Annotated in this window: 23 protein-coding genes; 15 read left to right on the top strand and 8 right to left on the bottom strand. The window is 48.0% G+C overall.

The window, feature by feature from the left end; all coding sequences use genetic code 11:
• Nucleotides 1-51 precede the first annotated feature (51 nt).
• The 11 genes from WC052_02980 to WC052_03030 all read left to right on the top strand — a co-directional run bounded on the left by WC052_02980 (nucleotide 52) and on the right by WC052_03030 (nucleotide 10383).
• A complete protein-coding gene (locus WC052_02980; GenBank protein MFA7286595.1) occupies nucleotides 52-963 on the top strand; it encodes a DMT family transporter in 912 nt (303 codons plus the stop codon).
• Nucleotides 964-965: 2 nt separating this feature from the next.
• On the top strand, nucleotides 966-1319 hold the full coding sequence (locus WC052_02985) for a phage holin family protein (protein MFA7286596.1): 354 nt from the start codon (nucleotides 966-968) through the stop codon (nucleotides 1317-1319).
• 1 nt (nucleotide 1320) lies between these two features.
• Nucleotides 1321-1794 (top strand): DUF192 domain-containing protein, encoded by a 474-nt coding sequence (locus WC052_02990; protein MFA7286597.1) that lies wholly within the window; start codon nucleotides 1321-1323, stop codon nucleotides 1792-1794.
• Nucleotides 1795-1798: 4 nt separating this feature from the next.
• Nucleotides 1799-3487 (top strand): cation:proton antiporter, encoded by a 1689-nt coding sequence (locus WC052_02995; protein MFA7286598.1) that lies wholly within the window; start codon nucleotides 1799-1801, stop codon nucleotides 3485-3487.
• Between the two features lie 12 nt (nucleotides 3488-3499).
• Entirely contained in the window at nucleotides 3500-4579 is a 1080-nt protein-coding gene (locus WC052_03000; GenBank protein MFA7286599.1) for a trypsin-like peptidase domain-containing protein, read from the top strand.
• Between the two features lie 3 nt (nucleotides 4580-4582).
• Nucleotides 4583-5800 (top strand): NAD(P)/FAD-dependent oxidoreductase, encoded by a 1218-nt coding sequence (locus WC052_03005; GenBank protein ID MFA7286600.1) that lies wholly within the window; start codon nucleotides 4583-4585, stop codon nucleotides 5798-5800.
• 89 nt (nucleotides 5801-5889) lie between these two features.
• A complete protein-coding gene (gene greA, locus WC052_03010; protein ID MFA7286601.1) occupies nucleotides 5890-6336 on the top strand; it encodes a transcription elongation factor GreA in 447 nt (148 codons plus the stop codon).
• Nucleotide 6337: 1 nt separating this feature from the next.
• Entirely contained in the window at nucleotides 6338-7816 is a 1479-nt protein-coding gene (lysS, locus tag WC052_03015) for a lysine--tRNA ligase (GenBank protein MFA7286602.1), read from the top strand.
• Between the two features lie 2 nt (nucleotides 7817-7818).
• Nucleotides 7819-8265, top strand: coding sequence for an adenylyltransferase/cytidyltransferase family protein (locus tag WC052_03020; protein ID MFA7286603.1), 447 nt, complete (start codon nucleotides 7819-7821; stop codon nucleotides 8263-8265).
• Entirely contained in the window at nucleotides 8262-9542 is a 1281-nt protein-coding gene (serS, locus tag WC052_03025) for a serine--tRNA ligase (protein MFA7286604.1), read from the top strand. Before WC052_03020 ends, serS begins: the two co-directional genes overlap by 4 nt.
• Nucleotides 9543-9555: 13 nt before the next feature.
• Nucleotides 9556-10383 (top strand): hypothetical protein, encoded by an 828-nt coding sequence (locus tag WC052_03030; protein ID MFA7286605.1) that lies wholly within the window; start codon nucleotides 9556-9558, stop codon nucleotides 10381-10383.
• 771 nt (nucleotides 10384-11154) lie between these two features.
• On the opposite strand, the gene WC052_03035 is transcribed toward WC052_03030, so the two are convergent.
• The 4 genes from WC052_03035 to WC052_03050 are packed head-to-tail and all read right to left on the bottom strand — an operon-like array spanning nucleotide 11155 to nucleotide 15821.
• A complete protein-coding gene (locus tag WC052_03035) occupies nucleotides 11155-11880 on the bottom strand; it encodes a hypothetical protein (protein ID MFA7286606.1) in 726 nt (241 codons plus the stop codon).
• A gap of 2 nt (nucleotides 11881-11882) precedes the next feature.
• Nucleotides 11883-13079, bottom strand: coding sequence for a peptidoglycan DD-metalloendopeptidase family protein (locus WC052_03040; protein ID MFA7286607.1), 1197 nt, complete (start codon nucleotides 13077-13079; stop codon nucleotides 11883-11885).
• Between the two features lie 2 nt (nucleotides 13080-13081).
• Nucleotides 13082-14584, bottom strand: a complete 1503-nt coding sequence (gene gltX / locus WC052_03045; GenBank protein MFA7286608.1) for a glutamate--tRNA ligase — start codon at nucleotides 14582-14584, stop codon at nucleotides 13082-13084.
• Nucleotides 14577-15821 (bottom strand): WecB/TagA/CpsF family glycosyltransferase, encoded by a 1245-nt coding sequence (locus WC052_03050; GenBank protein ID MFA7286609.1) that lies wholly within the window; start codon nucleotides 15819-15821, stop codon nucleotides 14577-14579. The genes gltX and WC052_03050 overlap by 8 nt, the downstream gene beginning before the upstream one ends.
• Nucleotides 15822-15926: 105 nt before the next feature.
• Between WC052_03050 and clpB the strand changes: the two genes are divergently transcribed.
• Nucleotides 15927-18581: an ATP-dependent chaperone ClpB gene (gene clpB, locus WC052_03055; GenBank protein MFA7286610.1), complete on the top strand. Its 2655-nt coding sequence runs from the start codon at nucleotides 15927-15929 to the stop codon at nucleotides 18579-18581.
• Here the strand turns inward: clpB and WC052_03060 are convergent.
• Complete coding sequence (locus WC052_03060) at nucleotides 18571-19293, bottom strand: hypothetical protein (protein MFA7286611.1); 723 nt, start codon at nucleotides 19291-19293, stop codon at nucleotides 18571-18573. The two genes, clpB and WC052_03060, sit on opposite strands and share 11 nt — an antisense overlap.
• Before the next feature lie 67 nt (nucleotides 19294-19360).
• Here WC052_03060 and WC052_03065 point away from each other — a divergent pair, with 67 nt between their 5' ends.
• The 3 genes from WC052_03065 to WC052_03075 are packed head-to-tail and all read left to right on the top strand — an operon-like array spanning nucleotide 19361 to nucleotide 22521.
• Nucleotides 19361-21127 (top strand): hypothetical protein, encoded by a 1767-nt coding sequence (locus tag WC052_03065; GenBank protein MFA7286612.1) that lies wholly within the window; start codon nucleotides 19361-19363, stop codon nucleotides 21125-21127.
• A gap of 7 nt (nucleotides 21128-21134) precedes the next feature.
• Nucleotides 21135-21605 (top strand): peptide deformylase, encoded by a 471-nt coding sequence (gene def, locus WC052_03070; GenBank protein ID MFA7286613.1) that lies wholly within the window; start codon nucleotides 21135-21137, stop codon nucleotides 21603-21605.
• Nucleotide 21606: 1 nt separating this feature from the next.
• Nucleotides 21607-22521 carry a methionyl-tRNA formyltransferase gene (locus WC052_03075; protein MFA7286614.1) on the top strand — a complete coding sequence of 305 codons (915 nt, stop codon included), beginning with the start codon at nucleotides 21607-21609 and terminating at the stop codon, nucleotides 22519-22521.
• Here the strand turns inward: WC052_03075 and WC052_03080 are convergent.
• From WC052_03080 to WC052_03090, 3 genes are read right to left on the bottom strand one after another with little or no spacing between them, the layout of a single operon-like run.
• Nucleotides 22441-23925: an O-antigen ligase family protein gene (locus WC052_03080; protein ID MFA7286615.1), complete on the bottom strand. Its 1485-nt coding sequence runs from the start codon at nucleotides 23923-23925 to the stop codon at nucleotides 22441-22443. The genes WC052_03075 and WC052_03080 overlap by 81 nt on opposite strands.
• Before the next feature lies 1 nt (nucleotide 23926).
• On the bottom strand, nucleotides 23927-24772 hold the full coding sequence (locus tag WC052_03085) for a glycosyltransferase family 2 protein (GenBank protein MFA7286616.1): 846 nt from the start codon (nucleotides 24770-24772) through the stop codon (nucleotides 23927-23929).
• A 1-nt stretch (nucleotide 24773) separates the two neighbouring features.
• Nucleotides 24774-25490, bottom strand: coding sequence for a glycosyltransferase family A protein (locus WC052_03090; GenBank protein MFA7286617.1), 717 nt, complete (start codon nucleotides 25488-25490; stop codon nucleotides 24774-24776).
• Between the last annotated feature and the right edge of the window lie 143 nt (nucleotides 25491-25633).

The following is a 25633-nucleotide window of genomic DNA, read 5'->3' on the forward strand; positions in this document are numbered from 1 at the left end:
GCGATACGAAATCGCGCCCCCACCTTTGATTTTATTTGCTATAATATAAACATGACTGGACCACTTCTCATTATGTTTGCCGCTGCGTTGTGGGCCTTAGACGGTCTACTTCGCACGCAGTTGACACTCACCATTCCAGCCGCCTGGATAGTCTTCATCGAACACCTCGTGGGACTCATTCTACTCTCTCCTCTGCTGTTCCGTTATAAGCACGTTATTAAGCAATTAAAGTTGACTGATTGGCTGCAGCTATTACTACTCTCAGCGGTGAGTAGCGTGCTCGGCACTATTCTTTTTACGACTGCGTTAGCAAGTAGCTTTGCCGCTGGAGATTTTGCTACGCCAATACTGCTGCAGAAACTGCAACCAATTTTCGTCATCATCTTAGCGGCAATTGTTTTGAAGGAGCGTTTAACCTTCCGATTTTTAACTCTCGTTCCGGTTGCTTTAGCCGGTAGCTACCTTATTAGCTTTGGCGCAGAAACTGTTCCGTTTGGCCTTGAAGGCAAGATGCTTGTTTATGTATTGGCAGTTAGTGCGGCCTTGGCGTGGGGGAGCGGCACTATTTTAAGTAAGCGGGTGCTCCGCACGTTACCTTTTGCTCTTGCAACCGCTCTGCGGTTCCTCCTGGCTGTACCGATTAGTTTAGCTGCGGCACTTTACCTAGCACCAGACTACGCTGTAACTTCACTGTCAGGTTCTGAATTACTGCGCTTTGTCGTCATCGCTTTCACAACCGGCGCTGGGGCGATTCTTATTTACTACCGAGGGCTCAAACAAACGCCAGCACGGGTTGCCACAATTGCCGAACTCGTATTTCCGGTAGTTACGATACTCATCGCTATAACATCTTTAAATCCTTATGGCGCGCCGCAAGTGCTCTCAATTGCAAACAGTATTGGCATAATCGTTCTGCTCGGTTGCATCCTGGCGGTTACTGTTGACCCTGAAACTAAAACATAACTATGAACATATTTTTTCGTTGGATAATTCAGGCTTTAGCGCTTCTCGCCATTGCCAATATTGTACCCGGGATTGAATTAGCCGGACCTTTTTATGCGTTTGTCGTGGCCTTGCTACTGGCGCTTGTTAATTTGACGTTCAAACCCATCCTTATACTGTTGACGCTCCCATTTAACATTCTCACTCTTGGGTTATTTACGTTTGTTATAAACGCGTTTCTCATTTGGTTTGTTGCGGGCATCGCTGACGGCTTCTCAATAACCGGTTTTATGCCGGCTTTTGTGGCGGCGCTGTTACTTTCGATAGTGAACGCGCTCGTTAACTGGACGAACAACGACGTTCGGGTTGGTCAGTAGGATGGTGGTTGGTCGTCGCAAACTACTTTCACTACTGCTCGTTACTTGTGCTGCGTTAGCTGCTGCTCTCGTTTACATTGAAGTTCAGCCCCGAGAGACTCTTCAACTCACCTTAAACGACGCGGCCATTACCGTTGAATTGGCGCAAACGCCGCAGGCGCTTGCCCGTGGCCTTTCAAACCGGCAGCAGTTGGCTGCAAACGAGGGCATGCTGCTTGATTTTGGTGCACGAAGCTCGGCTGGAATATGGATGCGGCACATGAACTTCCCCTTAGACGTTATTTGGCTTGATGAAGACCTGAAAATAATTTCAATTACAGAAAACATGGCGCCCGTATCGTATCCAAACGTGTTTTTTCCAACTGAACCCGCCAGGTACGTGCTTGAAGTCACTTCTGGGTGGGTGCGAACGCACCAGATTACCGTTGGCATGAAGGGAATACTCGCCGCAGACACTGCGACTACGCTATACTAAACGCATGCCTGTTTTCTTTTTGCAGCTCACCGCAATTTTAGCAATCGCAACGGTGCTATCCGTTGTGATGCGTCGACTGGGACAACCGCTCATGGTTGGCTACCTCATCACCGGTATGGTGGTCGGCCCTTTTGTTTTGGGAATTGTGCATGAAAATGATGCGGTGGATACCTTTGCTAGCATTGGCGTAGCGCTACTTCTATTTCTAGTTGGGTTACGACTGAAGCCGCAGATGATTAGAGAGATTGGCCACATGGCCGTGTTCGCAGGTCTTGGCCAAATTATCTTTACTTCAGGCGTTGGTTTTTTAATTGCCCTGGCGCTTAATTTTAGTTGGCTGACGGCGCTCTATTTGTCGGTGGCGTTCACGTTCTCAAGCACCATCGTTATCTTGCAGCTCCTCTATACAAAAGAAGAGCAAGACAGTCTCCATGGTCGTCTGGCTACGGGTGTCATGCTGGTGCAAGACGTCGTGGCCATGATTATCTTTCTTTTTCTGTCGAGCGCACCCGAGGGAGCGACCGCCTCAGTTTTTGTTGCGACGATTCTCATCAAGATTACGCTCATTATCACGAGCGTCTACATTCTTTCTGCGTATGTGGTGCCGAGAATAGATAAATACTTTGCCCAAACGAGAGAGATTCTGTTCCTTTTTGGTTTAACGTGCTGCTTTGTCTTCGCAACTGCTTTTGCTAGTCTTGGCTTTTCATATGAGTTAGGTGCTTTACTCGCTGGCGTTCTTCTTTCGGCGTCTCCATATCAGCGGGAGCTAGCGGCGAGCGTCAATACGCTGCGCGATTTTTTCCTCGTTATGTTTTTTGTGGTTCTTGGAACGCACGTTTCTCTCTCCACCTTTGAGGCAAACTGGGTATGGATTAGTGTTTTTTCAGCTTTCATTCTGATAGGGAACCCTTTTATTGTGATGCTTCTCCTCCGGCCCGCCGGCTATACCCTTCGAACGAGCTTCTACACTGGTCTCACGGTGGCGCAAATTAGTGAATTCTCGCTCATTCTCATTGCAACCGGCGCGGCGCTTGGTCACATACCAACAGAGTTGTTTGGACCAGTGGCAATCATCGGCATCATTACGATATTCTTTTCCTCATATTTCATGATGCACAGTCGTAGCATTTTCAATTTTCTTGAACCAATGCTCGTGTTCTTTTTTGGTAAAGACGACGTTACGCCAACCGCTGACCTACCAAAAACATGCGACACCATACTTTTTGGTTGCCATCGACTCGGCCGAGGGTTGGTGACCACCCTAAAGACAATGCGCAGAAACTTTATTGTCGTAGAACACAATCCACAAATTACAAACCAGTTGGAGCAGGAGAACGTGCCGTACATTTTTGGTTCGGCTGACGACCCGCACCTCGTCGCTGATTTGCCACTCGCGAACGTGAAGCTGGCCATATCGACAATTCCAGACTTGGAAACAAATATAACCTTGCTCAGCCGACTCAGAGCAAAGAATCAGAAATTAATTTTTATTTGTGCGGCGTACCAAGAGGCAGATGCCGAACAGCTATATCTCCATGGGGCGACCTACGTGGTTATACCACCATACTTGGGCCGTCGGTATCTCGGCGATATTCTCAAAGCGCATAAACTTAATACGGCCGGTTATAACAAAGAGCGTCTCCGACACCAGAAAGACATTCGTTACATTCGTGATACTATACGCATATAAGTAAATTTCACTATGTTTAAAAAATACAGAAACCTATTTTTAGCTATCAGCCTGGTTGTACTCATTACCGGTGGTTACGCAGTTACTACGACAGCGCTTCGCGCCGGCGTAACACCGAGCGTGGAGGAAGAGGCATTTATCGCCACAATTGCTAAGGCGTTACCCAGTGTGGTGAGTGTCGTTGGCCTTCAAGAACAAAATGGTGTGCGATCTGTAGTGTCACGGGGTTCTGGTTTTTTTGCTACCAAAGACGGGTTGGTGTTTACCAACCGTCATGTGGTTGAGTCTGTGGGGGTAACGTACCGGGTTTTCCTTGGAGATGGTCGTCGTTTTACTGTGGATAGTCTGGCCATCGACCCGCTTAACGACATCGCTATTTTGAAAATAAAGGGAACAAATTTCCAACCACTGCCATTCGCTGATTCTGACAAGTTGCAGATTGGCGCTACCGTGATGACGATAGGCAATTCACTCGGTCAGTATCAAAACAGTGTAACGCGAGGCGTGGTTAGTGGTTTAAATCGATCTCTTTCCGCAAGTAATGATGCCACTGGCGGCACCGAAACCTACGAAGATGCTATTCAAACAGACGCAGCTATTAACCCTGGAAATTCAGGTGGACCACTCGTTAACTCTCGTGGTGAAGTCGTTGGTATAAATAGTGCCGTCAATCGTCAAGGCAATGGGGTTGGCTTTGCGGTTCCTATCAATAATGCGGCCCAAGCGCTGAAATCGTACCAGAAGCATGGTCGCATTGTTCGTCCGTACGTCGGTGTTCGTTACCTTACGGTTACCCCAGACATTCAAGAAGAGAAGCGATTAGCGCAGGACTATGGGGCATTGGTGAGCGCCGGCGACATTCCTGCACCAGCCGTGCTCGCCGGTTCGCCGGCTGATAAAGCTGGATTAAAAGAGAACGACGTCATACTAACCGTGAATGGTGTACTCGTTCGCGGCCAAAACACACTGAAGCGTATGGTTGGAAAATTTAACCCAGGTGACACGCTCACGCTACTCGTTAATCGAGGTGGAAAAATTGTAACGATTTCACTGACGCTTTCAGAGCTTGATTCGAAGCCGACGGGACAGTAGCGTATGGTGCCAATCCGCATTGTTGTATTAGGTAGCGGCTTTGGCGGCGTTTATGCGTATCGCCGTTTAGCGAAGTTGCTTCGAGGTCACCAGAATCATGAGCTCACGCTTGTTTCCCGAGACAACTATTTTTTGTTCAGCCCCATGCTGCACGAAGTGGCAACTGGTGGTTTAAATCGACACGATATCGTTCAACCCATTCGACAAATTGTACGGGTGGGAGAAGGTAAGTTTTTGAAGGCAACAGTGACCGGTATCAATGCAGAACTTCAGACGGTGCAAACTGATATGTGTTCATTGCCGTACGATTATTTAGTAGTGGCGCTCGGTGCTGAAACCAGATTTTCTGACATTCCGGGGGCTAAGGAGTTTACCCTCGGTCTAAAAACGATGCGCGACGCGGTGTGTATTCGTAATCGCGCCTTGAAGCTACTAGAAGCGGCTAGCGTCACAAAAGACTCCGGAGAGCAAGAAAGACTACTGCGGTGGGTAGTTGTTGGTGGTGGACCAACCGGCGTTGAGCTAGCACCTGAACTGGTTGATTTAGCAAACGCATACGCACGATCATCGCCAGAATGTCCGATAGAGAAATTAGATGTGCAGCTGTACCACGCCGGCTCCTCACTATTACCACAATTTGGAGTACGAACCAGCAACTACGTTAGTCGTCTGTTGCGATTGAAAAGAATCACTGTTCACCTTACTACTGCAATCGAAAGCGTTGCAGAAAACAGTATTCAAGTTAAAAACAGTGTGATACCTGTTGGTCTGGTTGCCTGGACGGCCGGTATCTCACCGATAACCGTACCAATCACTCCTTTGCCCGAGCGTGGTACTACCGGGCGCATAATCGTTTCACCAACCCTTTTGGTGCCAAATACCAAGAACGTTTTTGTGGTAGGAGATTTGGCAGGGGTTGATGCACCACAAACCGCACAAGCCGCAGTCGAGCAAGCAAAAGTCGCGGCCATGAATATTGTCGCGCTAATAAACAGAACGACACTGCAGGGGTATAGCTACAAGGAGCAAGGGCTTCTCGTCTCACTTGGGCAATGGAAAGCCGCCGGAACGGTCTATGGCTATTTCATTTCTGGTGCTTTTGCTTGGTGGCTATGGCGGACAGTATACCTATCAAAATTAGTTGGTACCGCAAATAAAATTCGTGTTGCCATTGATTGGACGCTCAATCTTTTTTACACCCGAGATACCTCAGAAGTATAGCAATTTCAATCAAAATTCCTTTGACAAGTCGATAAAAAACTTGTACTCTGTAGAGAACATATACTTAATGAAAATATCTGGCTGAGACAATGATAACTGAAGAGGGGAGACAAAAGGCGGAGCGAGAGCTTGCTGATCTGAAAACTCGTTTGCGACCAGAGATTACAGAGCGTATTCGAAGTGCCAAAGAACACGGTGACCTCAAAGAAAATGCTGAGTACGCTGCGGCCAAAGATGATCAGAGCTTTACGGAAGCGCGGATAAAAGAATTAGAACAACTGCTTCTGTCAGCCGTTAGTGTGGCACCGACAACGCACGATAGTGTTTCAATTGGTTCGACAGTAACCGTAAAGGACGACGCTGAAAAAATGCAAACGTATATGATTGTTGGTATGAACGAAGCAGATCCAATACACGGTAAAATTTCTAACGACTCTCCCGTCGGCCAAGCATTACTCCATCGCCGGGTAGGGGATAGTGTGCCTATCGAAACCCCCCGTGGAAGTCGGGTACTGACTATTGTAGAAATTCGATAGTATGGCGGAACCGCACGACGAGCTAACGACCCGCCGGGCCAGACTCGTGGCACTTAGAGCGGCAGGAAAAGACCCCTTCCCAAGCACCGTAGAGCGAACGCACGAACTTATAGCACTGCGGGAACAATTTGAAACACTTCTAACTGAAACTGCCACCGTTAGTGTCGTTGGGCGAGTTCGAAGCATTCGTGAGCACGGTGGATCGACATTTATGACTATCGACGACGGCACGGCCACGATGCAGCTTTACTGCAAGAAAGATGACCTGGGAGACGACCAGTATGCGGCGCTGCAGACGATAGATGTGGCCGATTTTGTGTCGGCTAGGGGAACCTGTTTTCTCACTAAGCGTCTGGAGCCGTCGGTATTGTGCAACGCAGCGCCAATAATTATTACAAAAGCGCTTCGACCGCTGCCTGAGAAATGGCACGGGCTTAGTGACGTTGAGATACGATACCGCAAGCGATATCTTGATTTGCTTGTCAACGAACCAGCCAAAAAAACTGCCTTGACTCGTGCGGCGCTACTTCGCGAACTCAGGAACTTCCTTGATGAAAATAGCTACATTGAAGTTGAAACGCCTATTCTGCAAGATATTCCAGGTGGCGCAACTGCCAGGCCATTCATGACACACTTTAATGCACTCGACCTCGACATGTACTTACGAGTAGCGCCCGAGTTATTTTTAAAACGACTACTGGTTGGTGGCATCCCGAAGGTGTATGAAATCGCTCGTTGTTTCCGAAACGAAGGCATAGACCACAGCCACAACCCCGAGTTTACGCAAGTTGAAATGTACGAGGCCTTTGCGGATTACGAAGCCTACATGCGGTTTGTTGAAAAAATGCTCTCTACTCTGCTGCTGCGATTAACTGGCGGCATGACGGTGGTGGGCCCGACTGGAGAGACGATTGACTTTACGCCTCCGTACGCACGAAAAGACTGGATGACCACTTTAAATGAAGCGGCGAAGATAGACGTAGGTGCCCTTGACGACGTGGCACTCAAGGCGTTTATGGAGGAACGAAATATAGATTGTGAAGTAACCGACGGCCGCGGAACATTGCTCGATAAGACGTACAAGGTTCTCGTGCGACCAAATATTCTGCAGCCGACATTTTTAATTCACCATCCGGTCAGTCTATCGCCATTAGCGAAACGCCTGAAAGGTAATAGTGAGCTTACCGAACGTTTTCAGCTTGTGCTTGGAGGAGGCATCGAACTTGTAAACGGCTTCTCTGAATTAAACGACCCAGATGATCAACGTGAGCGCTTTGAAGGGCAAGAAAAATTACGTGATTCGGGCGATGAAGAAGCACATCGCATTGATGAAAATTTCATTACTGCGCTCGAGCACGGTATGCCGCCGGCGGCTGGCCTTGGCATGGGGATTGACCGCTTGGCGGCCCTTATTACAGGCAACACTACCTTGAAAGAAGTCATCCTTTTCCCGACATTGCGACCAGAAGCTGAGAACTAAGTATGCGTAAACGAGTACTCGTTTTTGGTACGTTTGATGTGCTCCACCCAGGACACGTGCGGTTTTTGACGGCCGCTGCCAAATTTGGTTCGGTAATGGTGGCGTTAACACCAGATACACTTGTAACTACCTACAAAGGGAGGCCACCAGTTAATAGCTATTCCGTGCGGGAGGGTAGACTGCGCGATATGGCCGTTGTTACGGATGTTGTGGCTGCCGACAATACACCAAATACGTACGATATAATCGAAAAGCTTCGGCCAGAGGTACTTGTGCTTGGTTACGATCAGACTGGCCTCCGTGCTACTATTACAAAAAAGCTATCAGAAACCGAAATCAGCGCCTCAATTCGTATGATTGAAGCCTACCGGTCAGATGTTTATAGGTCGTCACGACTACGAGCCTTAGCAGAAAAAACGATTTCAACAACTAGTGCCGCAACGGTATGATAGATATTGACCTTATTAGAAAAGACCCGGAGCAATTGCGAGCTTCCGTCCGCCGCCGCGGCGGCAATGAAAGTTCGGTCGATGCTTTAATAGCACTTGACAATGAGTGGCGTGAAGCAACTGAGCGGGTTGACGCTTTGCGCAAAAAGCAAAAAGAACTTTCCGCAAACCGCAACATTGAGGCTGCAAAAGTAAACAAGGAAGAAATTAAAAAAGAGGAGGTTCTCCTTAACGAAGTTGCGAGTGCGCGACAAACGGCGTGGCGACTTCTTCCAAATATTTTGGCTGATGACGTTCCTGACGGTAAGGATGATAGTGAAAATGTGGTGCTGAGAAAATGGGGGAGTGTACCGCCAGTCGTCTTCCCACCAAAGGATCACCTCGCGCTTGGTGAAGCACTTGGCATAATCGATATGGCCAAAGCAGCGGAGATATCTGGTGCACGCTTTTATTATCTCAAGGGTGATGCAGCACTTTTAGAATTTGCACTCGTGACCCACGCTATGCGGCGGCTTACGAATCGCGAATGGCTGCGGCCAATTGCTGAGCGTGCAGGCGTGAGTGACAAGCCATTTATACCAGTTGTGCCGCCAGTCATCATCAAGCCAGAAACCTACATTAGAATGGCTCGGCTTACGCCCGGCGTAGATGAGGATGAACGCTACTACCTGCCTCAGGATAATCAGTACCTGGTTGGCAGTGCTGAACATAGCCTTGGACCGCTACATATGGATGAGACCTTACCGGCCGACAGTGCCCCCATTCGCTATGTTGGTTTTTCGACCTGTTTCAGACGGGAAGCTGGGTCATATGGAAAAGACACGCGCGGCATGATTCGTGTTCACCAGTTTGATAAAGTTGAAATGGAAAGTTTTACAACGTCAGCCCTGGGTATTGCTGAACAGAATTTTTTTGTTGGTATCCAGGAGGCACTGCTGCAGGAACTTGGCATCCCACACGAGGTTATTGCGGTATGTACTGGTGACATGGGTTCACCTGACGCAAGACAACTAGATATTAATTGCTGGCTACCAGCCCAGCAAACGTATCGTGAGACGCATTCAGCAGACTACATGGCCGACTTTCAGGCCAGAAGGCTCGGTACGAGGCTTAAAACAGCTGCGGGTAATGAATTTGCCCACATGAACGATGGCACTGTTTTTGCCATAAGCCGCATGGTGGTTGCAATACTCGAAAATTTTCAGAATGAAGATGGATCAGTAACGATACCGGAAGTATTGCGGGATTTCATGGGGAAAGACACGATAGCCGCATAGTAAGTGGTTCTTGATGCGAGTATTTACCCGACAGCAAACTCCACCACGGCAACCATTTCCTGTTCGTTCAAAGCGCCAAACCGTTTCTAGGAAGTCTCGGCTCATTTTTTACATTGTGCTATTGCTTTTGGCGTACGGAACGTTTGGTACCAATTTCTTTTACGCCCATACCATTACTGTCGAGGGAACAACCTATTTACGACCACAAACTGTTGCTGCTGAAGCAGCGCAGTATTTAGAGAGCCACCCGAGACTTGGTTTTATTTCCTCAAGATATTTTTTTACGCTTCCAACCCAAAAACTTCGCGAGGCGCTAACCTCTGTTCGGGTGCAACGAATTGAAATTGACCGGCTGCCACCAGGCGAACTACGCATTCGAATTACTGAAAATATTCCTGTTGCAAACATCACAGCAGCCAACAGGTGGTACGAGGTTGATGTTGCAGGTACGGTTATCGGAGAGTCATTTGCACCAAAACCGTCTGGCATTAAAATAGCTCTCGTTGACCACATTGACCCTTTGGTAAATGGTTCAGAAGCGCTGCCACCGGAGATTCTTAGTTGGTTGCAGAGTGCTGACGCGTTACTACCAGTTGACATTCCTGGTATGGCTGCTCTAGAACGAAATTATTTTGTTGATAAAAATAATCTCTATTCAATTAGCGTTGTGATGGATGCTGGTTGGTCGCTCCGGCTCAATAGGGAACTACCGATGGATGTGCAAGTTACCAAGCTCAAAGCATTCTATGAAAACCGAATTGCTAGCAGTAAACCTTGGCCGGGCAGTTTGCGATACATTGATCTCCGTTTCTCAAATACAAGAGTGTACTACCAGGAATAAGGTATTCGTAGATTGTGTACCGCTGCCGGCCGTTTATTAACGGTATTACATTGCCCCGCTGCTGGCCGTCTATCGACGGCACAACAGACTTAGTAAACATTCCAACACGGTCGGAATGATAGCTGTTGTAGCAGGACTACTATCATTGTAAGCATTTTGATATTTCAAAATGTAAATTAATGTTGTGCGACACTTGGCTTGGTTATATTTAGTACGAGTCAGGGAAGGGGTAGAATAGGTATATCCATCAAAAACATGCACGCTGAGAGCCGTTTAAATGACCCAGGAGGCCGATGAAAGTTGCTATAGGTAAACTAGTGCTCAAAAGGAATTTTATAGATTCTGAAAGATTATTTATAAACCCGGAAGTTGGCATTTGTCCTGAATGCATATTTAATCTATCCGCCGGACAGAATATGGGAACGCAACACCTGCAATAGCGATCAGAACAAAAGGTGAACGTATTGGGAACCACGCCGGATATTAAAAGTATTAGTAGAAGCAAAGAAAACCATGATTGATGTGTCGCATAAGATATATTGTGCGACGTTAGAGTATCTGTTTCCTTAAGCTATTTGAATACTCCCCTTAGGGTTAACCGCGCGGTCAGGTACTGCTGACGACATCTTTTTACGTCTTGTTCTTGTTGTGACAACCAAGACGCAATCATCACACGAATATATTTTTAAAGTAGGGCGTTGCAGTGCGAAAATTGAGTGTGGCGAAACAATTCAAAGAGGTCTCTCCCCTGCCCCATTATTTAATAATGAACTAGGTCGCTGTTGGGGTTCTCACCATGTAGGTATCATCGTTCTCCTGGTCGTGACGCACCAAGATAAACACCAATAAAAATGCGGCACAATATAATAGACGAAAAATAACCAGCGCCCAATCGTCAACAATTTTTGCTAGGTCGATACCACCGAGTGCCACGTAGAGTAATATGGCGAGGTCATACCAAATTTCATGGTTGTGGCCGTCGGCCTGTTTGTCGTGTCGATGACGAATAATATTAGTGAGAAGTAAAAGCGCCACAACAGCAATCTCAACTCTGAATATCATACTCGACACTACATTTGCGACAGCCTCAGCCGTAAAAAAGCTGATTGGTGCAAAAAATATTCCGCTTGGCTGAAAAAGAAAGTATGTTCCTATAATGCCTGCTATGGCTGCTTGTCCAGCAAGTAGTCGCGCCACCACCTTGCTTCTAAAAACCTTAATTCCGACATAGTAAAACAATGGCACACCACTCAAAAAGACAGTGGCTTGACTGAGGACAGATGACTCATAGCGAGGAAAATCTTCAGCGAAGATACCGAAACCAAAATTACGAATCGCATTTTGCAACCAGAGAAAGCCAGTCGCGAGCCAAAAAAAACTGTACGAACGATACCGATCATTCTCACGTTTCAATAACTCATATACGAGTACAAACGCCACGGCAGCAATAACAGCCGTTACAAAACCGTGAAATACAATTCCGATAGCTATAGGCATACTTATGGTAGATAGTTTAATGGATTAACTGGAGAGCCATTTAAGTGCACCTCAAAATGTAGGTGTGCGCCAGTGCTAAACGGCCCCGATCCTGGTTGATTTGGTAACCCACCTGACAGGGCAATGGGTTGTCCTTGGGTTACAAATGACCCGGCACTGACGAGCGGCTTAGATATATGCCCAAACACCGTTGTAATGTTTCCGTCGTGAATAAGCACGACATACCAATAATTTTTTGGGCTTCCAGTCCTCACTTTAGCAACGTAACCTGCAGCCGGCGCACGAATCGTTGTTCCGGCGGCGGCGCGAATATCAATGGCATTATGTTCAAAGAGCTGTTTAAATGGGTAATCAATGTCCCGAAACAGCGTGGTCACTCTGTTTTTTGGTACCGGCCAAATAAGCGGCGGTGCCTGACCAGTGTCCACTACCCCCTGCTCTTTAAGTTTTTGACGAACACTCACTTCTAGTGCCGCTACATCAGCATTTGCCGCTTCCTGTTCTCGCTTAGCTTCTTGGAGTAATGCTTCAAATTTCTTCTCTGAGGATTGCGTTACTGAAAGTATACGTTCCTTTAACAGTTGCTGCTCTTCGAGCTTTGAATGTTCGTCTTGCAAAACCTCTGAAGCGCCGAGTAGCTCATCACGCTTTCCACTGAGTGAATCATGTTGGGTCGCAAGCGTGGCCTTTATTTCGGCGACGCCATCAATGGCTTCACCAATACGCACTTGCAACACCTGCACTTTTTGCAAAGACGTATAGAAATCTGAGAAACTGCCGGTGGCAAAAAATGTATGCAGTGGACTGCGAGACCGCTGCAAGGCCATGTACCGTAGCAGGCCACCTAAATCAAGCTTTAATTCACTAAGCTCACCTTCACGTAAGCTGATAGCTTCTTCCAGTCCGTTAATTTCAAGATTTTTTGATTCTATAGAAAGTTGCGTGCTTTCAATTTGGGTTTCTGTTCGACTTACCGTGTCGGCCAGAATGCCTAGCTGGTTCGCCAACGTGCGGCGTTCTTGTTGTTTTTGACGAAGGCTCGCTTCATATTTTTTCGCAGTATCTTGTAGTCGCTGAATTTGCTCCTGCTTCGCTTTAATTTGTGCCTGTAATTCATCAACACTTTCCGCCCTGCTTTGAAGCGGCACAAAAAGCAGTAGCGCGACCAACGTAAGGGTAAGTCCACGAGTAAAGAACATAGTTATTTTCCTTTCGTAAGGCTGGTGTATGCTCGCTCCACTCTCTCCAGAGACACTTCCCGGCCAAGTACAGTCAAATATATAAACGGGCTTGGGCTTTTTGCCTGGCCGGATAGTGCAACGCGGAGCGGCCAAAGCACGTCCCCCACTGAACGCCCTTCCTCTGCGATCCATTCTCGCAGTTTCTTTTCAAGTTCTTCAGCATTTCCATACATAGAATCCGGCAGCGTTCCCAGGTATTCTTTTACCGACTGTAGTATCACTGCCGTACTAGTAGCAGTACTCCCCTTCCAGAGTAATAATTCTGTTTCGTACTCCCGTGCATCACTTAACATTTCAGCCACCAGTCCCGGCGCGTCCGCAAGTGTTTGCATCCTATCAACCGTGCCACGTAAGGCGGCTGAAATCATATGCCGACTCACTATGTTGCCACTGGCGGTTTTAAAGTTGCCGTTTGCTTCAGTAACAACGTTACTGGCGATGAGAAACGGCAATGTTCGCTCGGTCAGTTCATTTTCTGGCATGGCTCGCAGGTATTGCTGATTCATCCATTGCAACTTCTCCATGTTAAATATTGCACCGGCTTTATTGACATCCGCCAACTCAAACAGACCACACAGTTCAGTCAAAGAGTATAGTTCCCTATCAGTTTTCGGGTGCCAGCCGAGGAGCGCCAAAAAATTTATTAAAGCTGGCTGCACGTAGCCCTGCTCTTGAAACCCAGCCGCCGCTGCTGCACCATGCCGCTTACTTAATTTCAATCTATCGGTGCCGAGAATGAGTGGCACATGCGCATACTGTGGCGGTTGCCAACCAAATGCGGCATACGTAACGAGATGCTTCGGCGTCGACGGTAACCATTCTTCCCCGCGAATGACCTGATTAATTTCCATCAAGTGATCGTCGACCACGCTCGCCAAGTGATACGTCGGCCAGCCGTCAGACTTTAGAAGCACAGGGTCATCGAGCAACGCATTTTGAAAATTTACCTCGCCGCGAATACTATCTATAAATTTGGTACCTCCTTCTCGTGGCATACGTAATCGCACGACATGCGGCTCCTGTTCAGCTCGGGCATTTGCCTCGGCAACTGCTAATTCCCTACAGGCGCCATCATAGCCAGTTGGTGCATGCCGAAGTTCTTGTTCCTTACGAACCTGAGCCAGTCGCTCTGCTGAGCAGAAGCAACGGTACCCTGAACCATTGGCGAGAAGCTGCCGAGCGTGCTCTTGGTATAAGGCTAGTCTGTCCGACTGGCGGTACGGCCCATATGGTCCGCCAATGTCTGGACCCTCGTCGTACTGTATTCCGTACCAGTGCAGTGTTTCAATGAGGCGCTCTTCAGCCCCAACGACAAACCTATTTCTATCGGTATCTTCAATGCGTAAAATAAACTTGCCGCCCGTATGTTTTGCATACATATAACCAAAGAGCGCCATCCACACGCCACCAATATGGAGCTCTCCCGTGGGGGAAGGCGCAAAACGGGTACGAATATTATTCATAGGATTGCTTCAGTGTTTCAGGTAGGTGTGTTAGCGCAAGCGCCACAATTGGTCGACGAACGGGATGCACGAACTGCATAAGGTCCTTTTGCGAAACCCATTGCCAAGCATCATGTTCAATAGTATCTAGTGTAATCTCTGTTTCTAAACCCGTAAACTGTAGGTAGACAATTGTTTGTGCCTGTCCTTTGTAGGCACTCCGCCTGCTAAAATTGATGCCCTGATTGTTCGCTTGATATCGGCGCTTCCAGGAATAACGGTAAAGATTTTCCGCTGTTCTCCCAATCACTGTCAGACTAACCATACCAACTTCTTCTTTTACCTCTCGAAGGGCTGCCATCTCGATGGTCTCTCCAGACTCCCGACCGCCCTGCGGCAGCTGCCAATGATTCTGATCGCTTACCCGCGAGACAGCCAGAATGTCTTTATTTGCATTTACAATACACGCCACAACATTCGATCGATAGCGAATTGTACTTTTGGTTGTCCAGGCAATAGCGACGAGTGGGAAAAATGCGATAGCGGTGAGAATCCTTCGCCATCGACTTGGTTGTTGTAAAAGTCGCCAGAGCCACTCCAGGTGCAGTCGACGTAGAAATCGTGGCGCCCTCTGAACCGTACCAGCCAGATAGTCGAGCGTGCCGCCTACCCCCATTGCCACCCGTACTGAGGGTAGTGCGGGTTGAAATGCCGCTATCCACCGTTCTTGCACTCCGTGACCCAAGGCAACAAACAAGACATCCGGCCGAGACGCTCGAATAGCGGCAAGTACTTCTTCGTGCGCTGCTGTATTCAGCACGGTAAGGATATCGGCAGAAACGGTATATGTGTTGCGGGGCGGTTCAAATGTGCCAACGACGTTTGCACCGAACTGCTGTCGGGCTTTCGTAGCCGCTAGCTCCCCTACCCCGCCTTCAGCACCAAGAAAAAAGAAACGCGTTTCCGGTGGCAATTCTTTTAATAAACTTTCAACGAAATCTGCACCAGCAATTTTTTCTGGAAGCGGAACGCCAGCTAATTTGGCAGCAAAATATAAACCGCTACCGTCAGTTATGCTGAGGCTTGCTCCATCCAATACATTGCGAAAGCCAGCATGTTTAATGGCCATCACGGCCATTTCTGGATTCGGCGTTATAATATAGTACTGTCCATTGTTATGTAGCCAACCGGATACTTTAGAAACCGCAGCTTTGTGGGTTACAACATCCAGTGGAATTGAATACGCATAGTTTCTCATTACGGGTATGCTACCAGGAAGACCGAATAAGCTGAAATGCTATTGACGCTCAACCAAAGCTTTTCTACTATTCTTTTAGCACTCAATTTGCTCGAGTGCCAAAATATGACCAACTTCACCAATAAATCTCAAGAAGCACTCCAGCGCGCCTATCACTTAGCGGCTGAGCACGGACATCAGCAAATAGAAGCTGGTCACCTTCTCGCGGCGCTCCTTCTACAAGAGGCCAGCATTGTTATACCTATTTTAAAACGTCTAGAAATCCCCACCACCAAACTGAAGAGCAGTGTGTCTGAATTGCTTGAAACCTACCCCAGAGTGGCTGGTGGCGGAGCGGCACAAATCTACCTCAGTCAATCCATGGGGGATGTTATGAAACGCGCTGAAGCCGAAGCCGCAAACATGAAGGATGAATACATCAGCACCGAGCATCTATTTTTAGCATTGACCGACGTCACGAGCCCTGCACAAAAGTTACTAAACACCATAGGGGTCAACTATGCGGACGTACTGCGTGTTTTAGTTGACGTGCGAGGCAATCAACGGGTAACCGACGCAGAGCCAGAAAGTAAATTTCAAGCTCTTGAAAAGTATGCAAAAAACTTAACTGCCTTAGCACGGCAGAATAAACTTGACCCTGTTATTGGCCGCGACGACGAAATTCGGCGCGTCATGCAAGTTTTATCCAGACGCACTAAAAATAACCCGGTCCTGATTGGTGAAGCGGGTACTGGTAAAACAGCTATCGCGGAAGGTCTGGCGCAGCGCATTGCCAGTGGTGACGTTCCTGAAACACTCAAAGACAAAGAGCTCGTTGCTCTTGATCTTGGTTCTCTATTAGCTGGTGCAAAATTTAGGGGTGAATTTGAAGATCGATTAAAAGCCGTGCTACGCGATATTGACAGCGCCGCTGGCAAGATACTTTTATTTATTGATGAACTACATACGCTGGTTGGTGCCGGGGCAGCTGAAGGCGCCATCGACGCCGCCAACATGCTAAAACCAGCGCTCGCCCGAGGTGAACTGCATGCTATCGGTGCCACTACCCTATCCGAATACCAACGCTTTATTGAAAAGGATGCAGCACTCGAACGTCGATTCCAGCCAGTGTACGTGGGCGAACCATCGATCGAAGATACCATTGCGATTCTCCGCGGACTCAAAGAACGCTATGAAATTCATCATGGAGTGCGAATTACAGACGCGGCAGTTGTGGCCGCGGCTGAATTATCACATCGATACGTTACAGAGCGTTTCTTGCCAGACAAAGCGATTGATCTTATCGACGAAGCGGCTTCGGCGCTCAGAATGGAAATTGATAGTCTTCCGACCGAGCTCGATAAACTTGAACGAAAAATACGGCAGCTTGAAATTGAGCGGGAGGCATTAAAAAAAGAAACTGATGCGACGTCACAAGCGCGACTAACAACCCTCGAGGCCGAACTAGCTTCCCTTAAAGAACGGTCAAACCAACTTTCAATTCACTGGAAAAGCGAAAAGGAAACGATTGGCAAGATACGCGCCGCTAAAAAACGGGTTGATGAACTCCGACAGGAAGCGGAGTCAGCTGAGCGTAATTCTGAATTTCAGCGAGTTGCAGAAATTCGCTATGGTGAAATTCCTGCTCGAGAAACAGAAATTAAAACTCACGAAGGTCAACTATTTGATTTGGAAAAGGAAACGGGCCAACGTATTTTGAAGGAGGAGGTCATGGCCGAGGATATTGCCAGCGTTGTTGCGAGATGGACGGGCATTCCAGTCGAAAAAATGCTGGAAGCAGAAAGCGAAAAATTAGTCCGCGCCGAAGCCGAATTATCAAAACGGGTCGTTGGCCAGCGCGACGCAATCAGTGCCGTGGCGAACGCCCTCCGTCGTTCTCGAGCAGGTATAGGCGAAGAGGGTCGCCCAATCGGCAGCTTCCTATTCGTTGGACCGACCGGCGTTGGAAAAACTGAATTAGCTCGAGCACTCGCCACCTTCATGTTCAATGATGAGCAAGCGGTTATTCGTGTGGACATGTCGGAATACATGGAGCGACACAGTGCTGCAAAGTTTATTGGTTCGCCGCCAGGGTACGTTGGCTACGAAGAAGGCGGACAGCTAACGGAGAAAATACGTCGCCGACCATATGCGGTCGTGCTTTTTGATGAAATAGAAAAAGCACATGAGGATGTCTTTAATTTGCTACTCCAGATATTAGAGGATGGTCGATTAACGGACGCTCGTGGACGCACCGCAAACTTCAAAAACACTATCATCATTATGACTTCAAACCTCGGCAACAGCCTCATTGAAGAGTTCAATCTCGGTTTTGAAGGTAATAAAATTTCTGTTGCAAAAGCTCGTGAAGAGCAACTCATTGAACAGGTTCAGCTGGCCGTGCGTAATCATTTCAAGCCAGAATTCATAAACCGCATCGATGATATTGTTGTATTCCATCACCTTTCAAAGGCTGATATGGAGCACATAATTGACCTGCAGCTAGAACTCGTATCAAAACGACTTCAAGCAAAAGCCATTGTTATTACTGTCAGCGAGAAAGCTAAACAGCATCTCATGGAACAAAGTTACAGTATTGAATTTGGCGCGCGTCCACTTAAACGCGCTATTCAGTCTACTATTCTAGATGAAATTGCCCGACGCATTGTCAGTGGAGAACTACCGGCGGGAAGCCAAGTACTCGTGGATAATGACAAGAACGGATTTACTTTCAAAGTAACTACGGCAAAGAAAACCAAACGACGCACCACTACGAAGTAGTACTGTTGGCATTGTCCGATGGTATAGAAAGTAAACTGTAATACAGTAAGCTCGTACCCAAAACCATAAGTACTGCGCCCATTATTAAGCGGGTGATATCAAATGCAGTGTGCGCTCCGGTTGTGGTCAGTACTGACACGGCCGTTATCAATAGAGCCAACATACCGCCAGCCATGGAGAACGACCGTCGTCGCACTATTTTATCTGAATGAGCACGAACCCCGAGAAGAAAAAAAGTTAGAACAAAAGAAAAAGTGGTAATTCCGGCAACAATTCCTGTCATGGCGCGTAACCACTGAGATGTCTGCGGCCACCAAAACACGTATGGGCCGAACGTCTCACGAATACTTGCTTCAGGACTCAGGACTATACCAATGCAGTAAACGAGACCGATAGTGGTAATAATGATACCCGCCACCACACCAGCTTCTCTACGGTTTAAAAAAACAGCGGGAATTTGTATAAGAATAACGCAACTTGCGTAAACGATTACGCTGCCCAAAAAATCAACTACTGCATTACCTGCTCCAGTTCGTACCAGAAGCTCGGGCAGAGCATAAACGGCAAACATGACCGTCAATACCCAAAACCAAGCTACAAATAATCGCAACGCATCGCTCGTATGTTGATGTCGCATTTGCATAAGTCGCACCGTTACGACGGCGCTTATCAGAGCGCAAATGGCGCTGGCAATTGATACGATGGGTAGCATTAAAAAAGTATACCACACGCGGGTCAGCGCAGTAACATAAGGCTGAACAACCCTGTATACTATCCGTATGTCATTCGCGAATATAACCCCACGAATTCGACTGCCGAGACACGTTCGGCAGTGCTTCACGTACGCAGTACCTGAGGGTCTAGAACCAGCAAAGGGGTCGCTTGTTATAGTGCCATTCAGAAATCGACTGGTGCTGGGCGTTGTCGACACTGTGGTGGCAAAAACAACCATTAAAAATAAACTACAAACGATTTCACAAATTCTTACCTATGCAGCATTAACAAAAACTCAGCAGTGGCTACGTAAAGAACTTGTCAATTACTACGGGGCAACGGAAACTACCGCACTCACTACCCTCTTACCCGATTTGGCACGCCGGCCAGAGATGCACGCCGTGGCAGCAGTAAAAAAAATAACAAGCATAACACGACAAAAAAAGCCTCTGCTGCCCTTGTCACAAAGTGCCATACTGACGGGTGTACTTCCAAACCCCACCGATGACCTTTACGTAGCCCGAACGAAAAGCGCAATTCGTCTGGATCAGCAGTCACTTATACTCCTTCCTGATAGCGAAGAACTATTTCAGGTTACGGCGGCGTACAAAAAATTTTGTCGGGCTGAACTGTGGCACGGCAGTCTGTCGCGTACGGAAAGCGCCAGAATTTATAGAAGCGTTGCGCGTGGTGATGTGGAGGTGATTGTGGGTACACGAAGTGCTCTTTTTTTGCCTTTCGTGAACCTGGGTAATATTATGGTGCACTACCCGACCGCTGACGGACACCGTTCGTGGGACATGCAGCCGCATTATGACGCCACCGTTTTAGCAAGCACCATGGCTAGTGCATTAAAAATACCTATTTTGGTTTCTTCCACGGTGGCACCAACGACGCTTCTCAACGCACTTCCCGTTGCTCATCAAACTGAAAAGCAACGGCGTATTATTATAGCTGATCGTCGGGCTGTACATTCCAAAGAACGACAGCATCCGCTTGATTCAAATCTCGTGGGGCACATTACTCCTTCCACGCTGGTCCTCGTTCCACGACGTGGCTATGCGGCGCCACTTTGTCGCGACTGTGAATTTATGCCACGCTGTCCTGTTTGTGACCATCGTTTATCTTACGCAGACGCTTCCCAAAAAATGTTGCGCTGCCCACTATGCAGCCAGGCCACACCAGCGCCGGCACTGTGTCCGGAATGCAAAGGGAGCGACTTTCGAATGGTTGGCACTGGCGTAGAGAGAGTAATGAATTGGCTCACAAAGCAACTACCTGAAACAAAGATTACTCAGTTGACTGCGGAAACACTTTCGACTGCCTCTAAAAATATACCGTCGCAGCTAACCGTTGCCACGCCTTTTATTGTCCCCCACCTCTACGCTCTTCCGCGATTTCAAACCATTATTGCCCTGCGTGCCGACAGCTATCTAGCTGCACCAAATTGGTTCTCAAATGAAGCCACGTACCACTTGCTCGCAACGCTTGGGGCTGCCACGAGCGAATCACTCATCATCGACACTGCGGAGCCGCAGCATCCCGTTTATCAGGCGCTCGCGCACTCCGACCCAAAGATTCTCTATGACGCTGAGAGGGACGACAGAAAAAGGTTTTTGTATCCACCATTTGGAGAAGTGGTATCAATTACCCTGCGTACTGCCTCGCCTGAAATTGGTACCCGTTTGAAAGAGATACTTCCACGGGCGACGTACACCGTTAGTCAGAAAAATATCATCATTCATGCCCCAAAAGGAACGAATTTCAGTGCAATCTGGTCAGTCCTACCTGACGACGCCATCGTTGACCACAACGCTCCCACGTTGCTATAGTCGAGCCATGGCTACAATTTTTAAACTCGTGACCCTGCCAGACGCACGGCTGCGGCAAAAATCGGAACTCATACCAGAATCACGCATTCACGAACCAACTTTCGTACGATATCTCGATAACCTCATTGCCACCATGTGGCATGCTGACGGCATCGGTATCGCCAGTGTGCAAATTGGTGAAATGATTCGCGCCGTCGTCATTACTCGCGGTGATGAGCCAATAGTTCTCATAAACCCCGAAATTAGTTACCGATCACTACGACGGCAAAGTTCTGAGGAAGGTTGCTTATCAGTACCAGGTTTTTTTGGTCCGGTGCGACGCAACTACCGCGTACGAGTAAGGGCGCTCGACCGAAAAGGAGCTCCAATCATGCTCGACGCTTCCGGATTACTTGCTCGAATTATTCAGCACGAAGTCGATCACACCAACGGCATACTTTTTGTTGATAGAACTCGCAAAGTGTACGCCACAAACTAAGATGAAAAACTATCGTATCGGCTTTGCTGGCACGGGCGCGTTTGCTATACCGATACTGCTGGCACTTGCTGACGTGGCAACGGTGCCGTTTGTATTTGTAAAAGGGAAGCATGGCAAAAGTGATTCTCCACTTGTTGACGTCGCCGCACAGCTCAATAGCACGTGCATCATAACGGAAAAAAGTAGCGAGCTATTGCCACACTGTGAGAGCGCCACTATGAACGGTCTTTTAGTGGCGGACTATGGCCTCATGATACCTGGGTCGGTTCTGGCACTCCTTCCAAACAACGTACTAAACGTTCATCCATCACTACTGCCAAAATATCGCGGGGCCACCCCCATTCCGGCGGCCATTCTGGCTGGTGACAAGGAATCTGGCGTTAGCCTGATGGTGCTTGATCAAGCGATGGACCACGGACCCATCATTACCCAGGCCAGGTATCGAATGACTGGGTCAGAAGACGCGCCCGAACTTGAACGAACGTTGAGTGAGCTAGGTGCCAACCTTGTGCGAACGCATGTACTCCCCTATTTCGAGAATGGCAAAGCAACAGAGCAGGATCACAGCAAGGCCACGGTAACAACGACGCTTGCCCGCGCAGACGGCGCTATAGATCTTTCTTCTGATGTCACGAATACTATATACAGAAAAATACTTGCGTATGCACCATGGCCTGGCTGTTACGCATCCGTACTAATAAACGAACGTACGCGTACCATAAAATTCATGGCTGCGAAGCCATGTTCCGAGAGTCACAATTTTTCACCCGGACTCTATCGTAAAGAAAAGAAACTACATCTCATAGCCTCTGATGGCTGCCTTATTGTTGAACGTTTACAGGTCGACAGCGGTCGAATTGTTACTGCCGATGCTTTTATCAACGGCTACCGCACGGCTTTGCCAATCCTCGCGTAGTACATAAACGATTAACAGTAACGTGATGCCAATTGGATGATTGAAATAGGGGGAACCAATATGCGTACCGAGCGCCGCGACGGCACCAAAGAATACACCAACAGCCACTGCACCATTGTTCTGAAGCCGTATACAGCCCCAAACCGCCATTAAAAACGCCAACAAGCCCACCAGGCCAAACTCCAGCAACATATCAAGATACCCCCATTCCAGAGCGACTGTTGTGTACTCCCCGCTCGGTTCAATTGCACGAACACGAGGGTCATTACTTAGATACGTGATTGAGCGGCCAAAACCTGAACCTAGTAGTGGTCGTTCCTCTATCGCTTCGCGAAGTGGTACTAACTGATTCCATCGACTTGATGCCGCTGCCTCGCTACTTAAATTGAATCTGTCTCCGAAGGACAGAAAAGAGCCAGCCGCACCAGGAAATGGAAAGCGGACGACAGCAAAGACAAACGCAAACCCAACGACAACGCTGGCGAACGAATAGACTAGTAACGTGACAAAAGTACGCGCAGTACGAGTTAAAGCGTACAGTGCGGCAAAACAGAAACTAATGAGCCAGCCGAGCCAGAAACTCCGTGAGAAACTTATGAGTAAACTTCCCGCATATAGAGCAGCAAGTGCGAACCACATGCCACCTTTCTTTCCACGCTTCTCCTCTAGCGCTAATTGCCAAATTGCTATAGACCAACCAAGCAGAAGAAATAATTGACTCGGTGTAAAGATGCGGTATGCACCCGTCACCGTCGCGGTTACCTCAGCCAGTATATTTTGCCGTAGCCAGGTGTAGAGATCGAAAGCGAAATAGGTAAAGGCAGGATGACTAAAGACGTAGAGGAAGAGAACCGTTTGGATGGCCACGTAGCTACTTGCAAGTAGTACAATGCGCAATAGATTTTCTTTAAAATTAACTTGTCGATACAGTATGGAAAACGGCAGAAGCAAACCAAAAGCCAAATACCCATTCCCATCCAAAAAAATGTCACCTGGGTTGTGTTGATGATAGATGCCGAGTCCTATCGCGAGGACAGTAACAACAGCAAAAGGGAAAAAAGGTTTTAACCATTTCACGCTTTGTTTGAAATCAGAAAATGAAAGTACTACTCGATAGCTTGACAAAAGGAAAAGCATGACAAAAAATGCCAATCGAATGGACACTCTATTGCCGAATAACATCGTTGAGAACAAATAGCCGTGCGCGCCAATAACGAGTTCGCTTATGGCGAGGAGCGTCGCAAGACCAATCGAATGCCACGCCGTAATTAAAAAGGCAACCACCGTTAGCCAAAATAGTGGCTGCGCAAGTGCTGGTACGTAGTAGCTCAGCAAAGAAAGTAGCGACGCTACGAGAAGTCCTGCCCACCAGTACAATAGCTGACGACGTGATAACGAAGACATACTACGAACGGTGACGACGACCGACTAGCCATAGAATCACAACGATGGGCAGATACAGCACAAGCAAGAAGACAATGAGTAAAGCTGAAAAATATCGGTGTCGCAAGTAAAAATAAGTCGCGCCACTTTGACCAAATCGCAAATATTTCCACAGAATACTACGCTGCTGAAATGATGCCGCCCGCTGATGAATAATTAACGCTTGCGGCACAAAGAATATAAGCCACCCCAATGCTTTGGCTCGATAACACAAATCAACTTCTTCAAACCATATAAAAAACCGTTCATCGAATCCATTCATTTTTTCAAATAGTGCTCGACGAATAGCGAGCGCCGCACCCATAACCTGATCAACCGCTCGTAGCGTGTCATAACGGAACGCCGAATACTGGTTTCGACGAACGAAGCTACTCGGTAGCACCCGTTCAAGTTTCAGAAGTTCCCACAAATAAGCCGGCAGAGCAGGAAAACGCCTTACCGATGGCTGTATAGTTCCGTCGTCATTAATTATTTTTGGTCCGACTATCCCGACGTAGGGTTGCTCTGCAAAAAAGGACTCTAGCGCCTCGATACTCCCAGAGCACAGTATGGCGTCCGGATTTAAGAACAGTATGAGCTCCCCTACACCACGCTTTGCGCCTTGATTACAAGCTCGGGCAAAGCCAACGTTAGACGTATTAAAGATGCAGTGCACATCTGGAAAGTCGCATTTCAACATTTCTACTGTTCCGTCGGTTGACGCATTGTCGACGACGACGACCGCTATTTCCGAGCTATATTTCTTAATACTCTGCAGGCACTCTTTTAATGCCGCCTGTACGTTCCAACTGACAATAACTATATCCATACTAGAGTGCATGTTTACGTTGTACCACCTGTTTTGCGGCACAAAATGAACGATACCATGCGGGCGAGTAACCAAAAATATTCTCTGAGATGCTCCACAGCATATACGCCCATCGTGGTGCCCACTGACTTATTCCCGGCCTCTCCTCGGATAAACTATAGAGAAGCTGCGGCACACGTACGCCTGCATGACCATTTGCGGCCATGGTGAGCCAAAGGTCCCAATCCTGGAATCGCTTCAGTGACGGATCAAAACCTGGAAATGTGGCACGTCGAATAAGAGCGCTGGTATGAATGTAATTACCTTTCCGCAACTCGGTTTCTGAAAATTCTGGTGGCCTAAATTGCTTTCCGTGCAGTGTGTACCACGCATAGCAATATGCGGCGTCTGAGTTGTTCAATGCGTCCAGTAGCGTGGCCAGCATCGTTGGTGCCAATACCGTATCGGCATCGAGAAACAGTACGTAATCCCCACGAGCGACTTCCGCTCCTCTGTTTCTGGCTACTGGCGCACCAGCATTTCGTTGCTGAAGAATGACGGCAACACCAGTGCCATAAATAGTTGCCGAGATATCCGTAAATACAGTAGCAATTGCGTCAGTCGAACCGTCGTCAATAATTATGACTTCAAAATCCTGCTGTGTTTGCGCCTGTAAACTTTCAAGACAACGCTTAAGCGAAGCCGCGTGATTGTAAACTGGAATAATGACGCTAATCATACCGGGAACAGTTCACGAACCCGGCGCTCAAACACCGCGGCACTAAACTTTTCTTGCACTCTCGTTTGGCCATTGCGCCCCATTCGCTCCCGTTCTGTTTCATTTCCCAAGAGCCGCATAAGTGCTTCCGCCACGGCTGCCGG

The organism is Patescibacteria group bacterium, from assembly GCA_041675205.1.
Lineage (GTDB): Bacteria > Patescibacteriota > Patescibacteriia > GWA2-46-9 > GWA2-46-9 > JBAYUF01.

Bases quoted from the DNA above. Each gene is read 5' to 3' on its own strand.
- WC052_02980 (MFA7286595.1), top strand. From the start codon at position 52: ATGACTGGACCACTTCTCATTATGTTTGCCGCTGCGTTGTGGGCCTTA.
- WC052_03065 (MFA7286612.1), top strand. From the start codon at position 19,361: ATGTCATTCGCGAATATAACCCCACGAATTCGACTGCCGAGACACGTT.
- WC052_03085 (MFA7286616.1), bottom strand. From the start codon at position 24,772: ATGGATATAGTTATTGTCAGTTGGAACGTACAGGCGGCATTAAAAGAG.
- WC052_03040 (MFA7286607.1), bottom strand. From the start codon at position 13,079: ATGTTCTTTACTCGTGGACTTACCCTTACGTTGGTCGCGCTACTGCTT.
- WC052_03030 (MFA7286605.1), top strand. From the start codon at position 9,556: ATGCGAGTATTTACCCGACAGCAAACTCCACCACGGCAACCATTTCCT.
- greA (MFA7286601.1), top strand. From the start codon at position 5,890: ATGATAACTGAAGAGGGGAGACAAAAGGCGGAGCGAGAGCTTGCTGAT.
- WC052_02990 (MFA7286597.1), top strand. From the start codon at position 1,321: ATGGTGGTTGGTCGTCGCAAACTACTTTCACTACTGCTCGTTACTTGT.
- WC052_03020 (MFA7286603.1), top strand. From the start codon at position 7,819: ATGCGTAAACGAGTACTCGTTTTTGGTACGTTTGATGTGCTCCACCCA.
- lysS (MFA7286602.1), top strand. From the start codon at position 6,338: ATGGCGGAACCGCACGACGAGCTAACGACCCGCCGGGCCAGACTCGTG.
- WC052_03000 (MFA7286599.1), top strand. From the start codon at position 3,500: ATGTTTAAAAAATACAGAAACCTATTTTTAGCTATCAGCCTGGTTGTA.
- serS (MFA7286604.1), top strand. From the start codon at position 8,262: ATGATAGATATTGACCTTATTAGAAAAGACCCGGAGCAATTGCGAGCT.
- WC052_03050 (MFA7286609.1), bottom strand. From the start codon at position 15,821: ATGAGAAACTATGCGTATTCAATTCCACTGGATGTTGTAACCCACAAA.
- WC052_03080 (MFA7286615.1), bottom strand. From the start codon at position 23,925: ATGTCTTCGTTATCACGTCGTCAGCTATTGTACTGGTGGGCAGGACTT.
- WC052_02985 (MFA7286596.1), top strand. From the start codon at position 966: ATGAACATATTTTTTCGTTGGATAATTCAGGCTTTAGCGCTTCTCGCC.
- WC052_02995 (MFA7286598.1), top strand. From the start codon at position 1,799: ATGCCTGTTTTCTTTTTGCAGCTCACCGCAATTTTAGCAATCGCAACG.
- clpB (MFA7286610.1), top strand. From the start codon at position 15,927: ATGACCAACTTCACCAATAAATCTCAAGAAGCACTCCAGCGCGCCTAT.
- def (MFA7286613.1), top strand. From the start codon at position 21,135: ATGGCTACAATTTTTAAACTCGTGACCCTGCCAGACGCACGGCTGCGG.
- WC052_03090 (MFA7286617.1), bottom strand. From the start codon at position 25,490: ATGATTAGCGTCATTATTCCAGTTTACAATCACGCGGCTTCGCTTAAG.
- WC052_03005 (MFA7286600.1), top strand. From the start codon at position 4,583: ATGGTGCCAATCCGCATTGTTGTATTAGGTAGCGGCTTTGGCGGCGTT.
- WC052_03060 (MFA7286611.1), bottom strand. From the start codon at position 19,293: ATGCTACCCATCGTATCAATTGCCAGCGCCATTTGCGCTCTGATAAGC.
- WC052_03075 (MFA7286614.1), top strand. From the start codon at position 21,607: ATGAAAAACTATCGTATCGGCTTTGCTGGCACGGGCGCGTTTGCTATA.
- WC052_03035 (MFA7286606.1), bottom strand. From the start codon at position 11,880: ATGCCTATAGCTATCGGAATTGTATTTCACGGTTTTGTAACGGCTGTT.
- gltX (MFA7286608.1), bottom strand. From the start codon at position 14,584: ATGAATAATATTCGTACCCGTTTTGCGCCTTCCCCCACGGGAGAGCTC.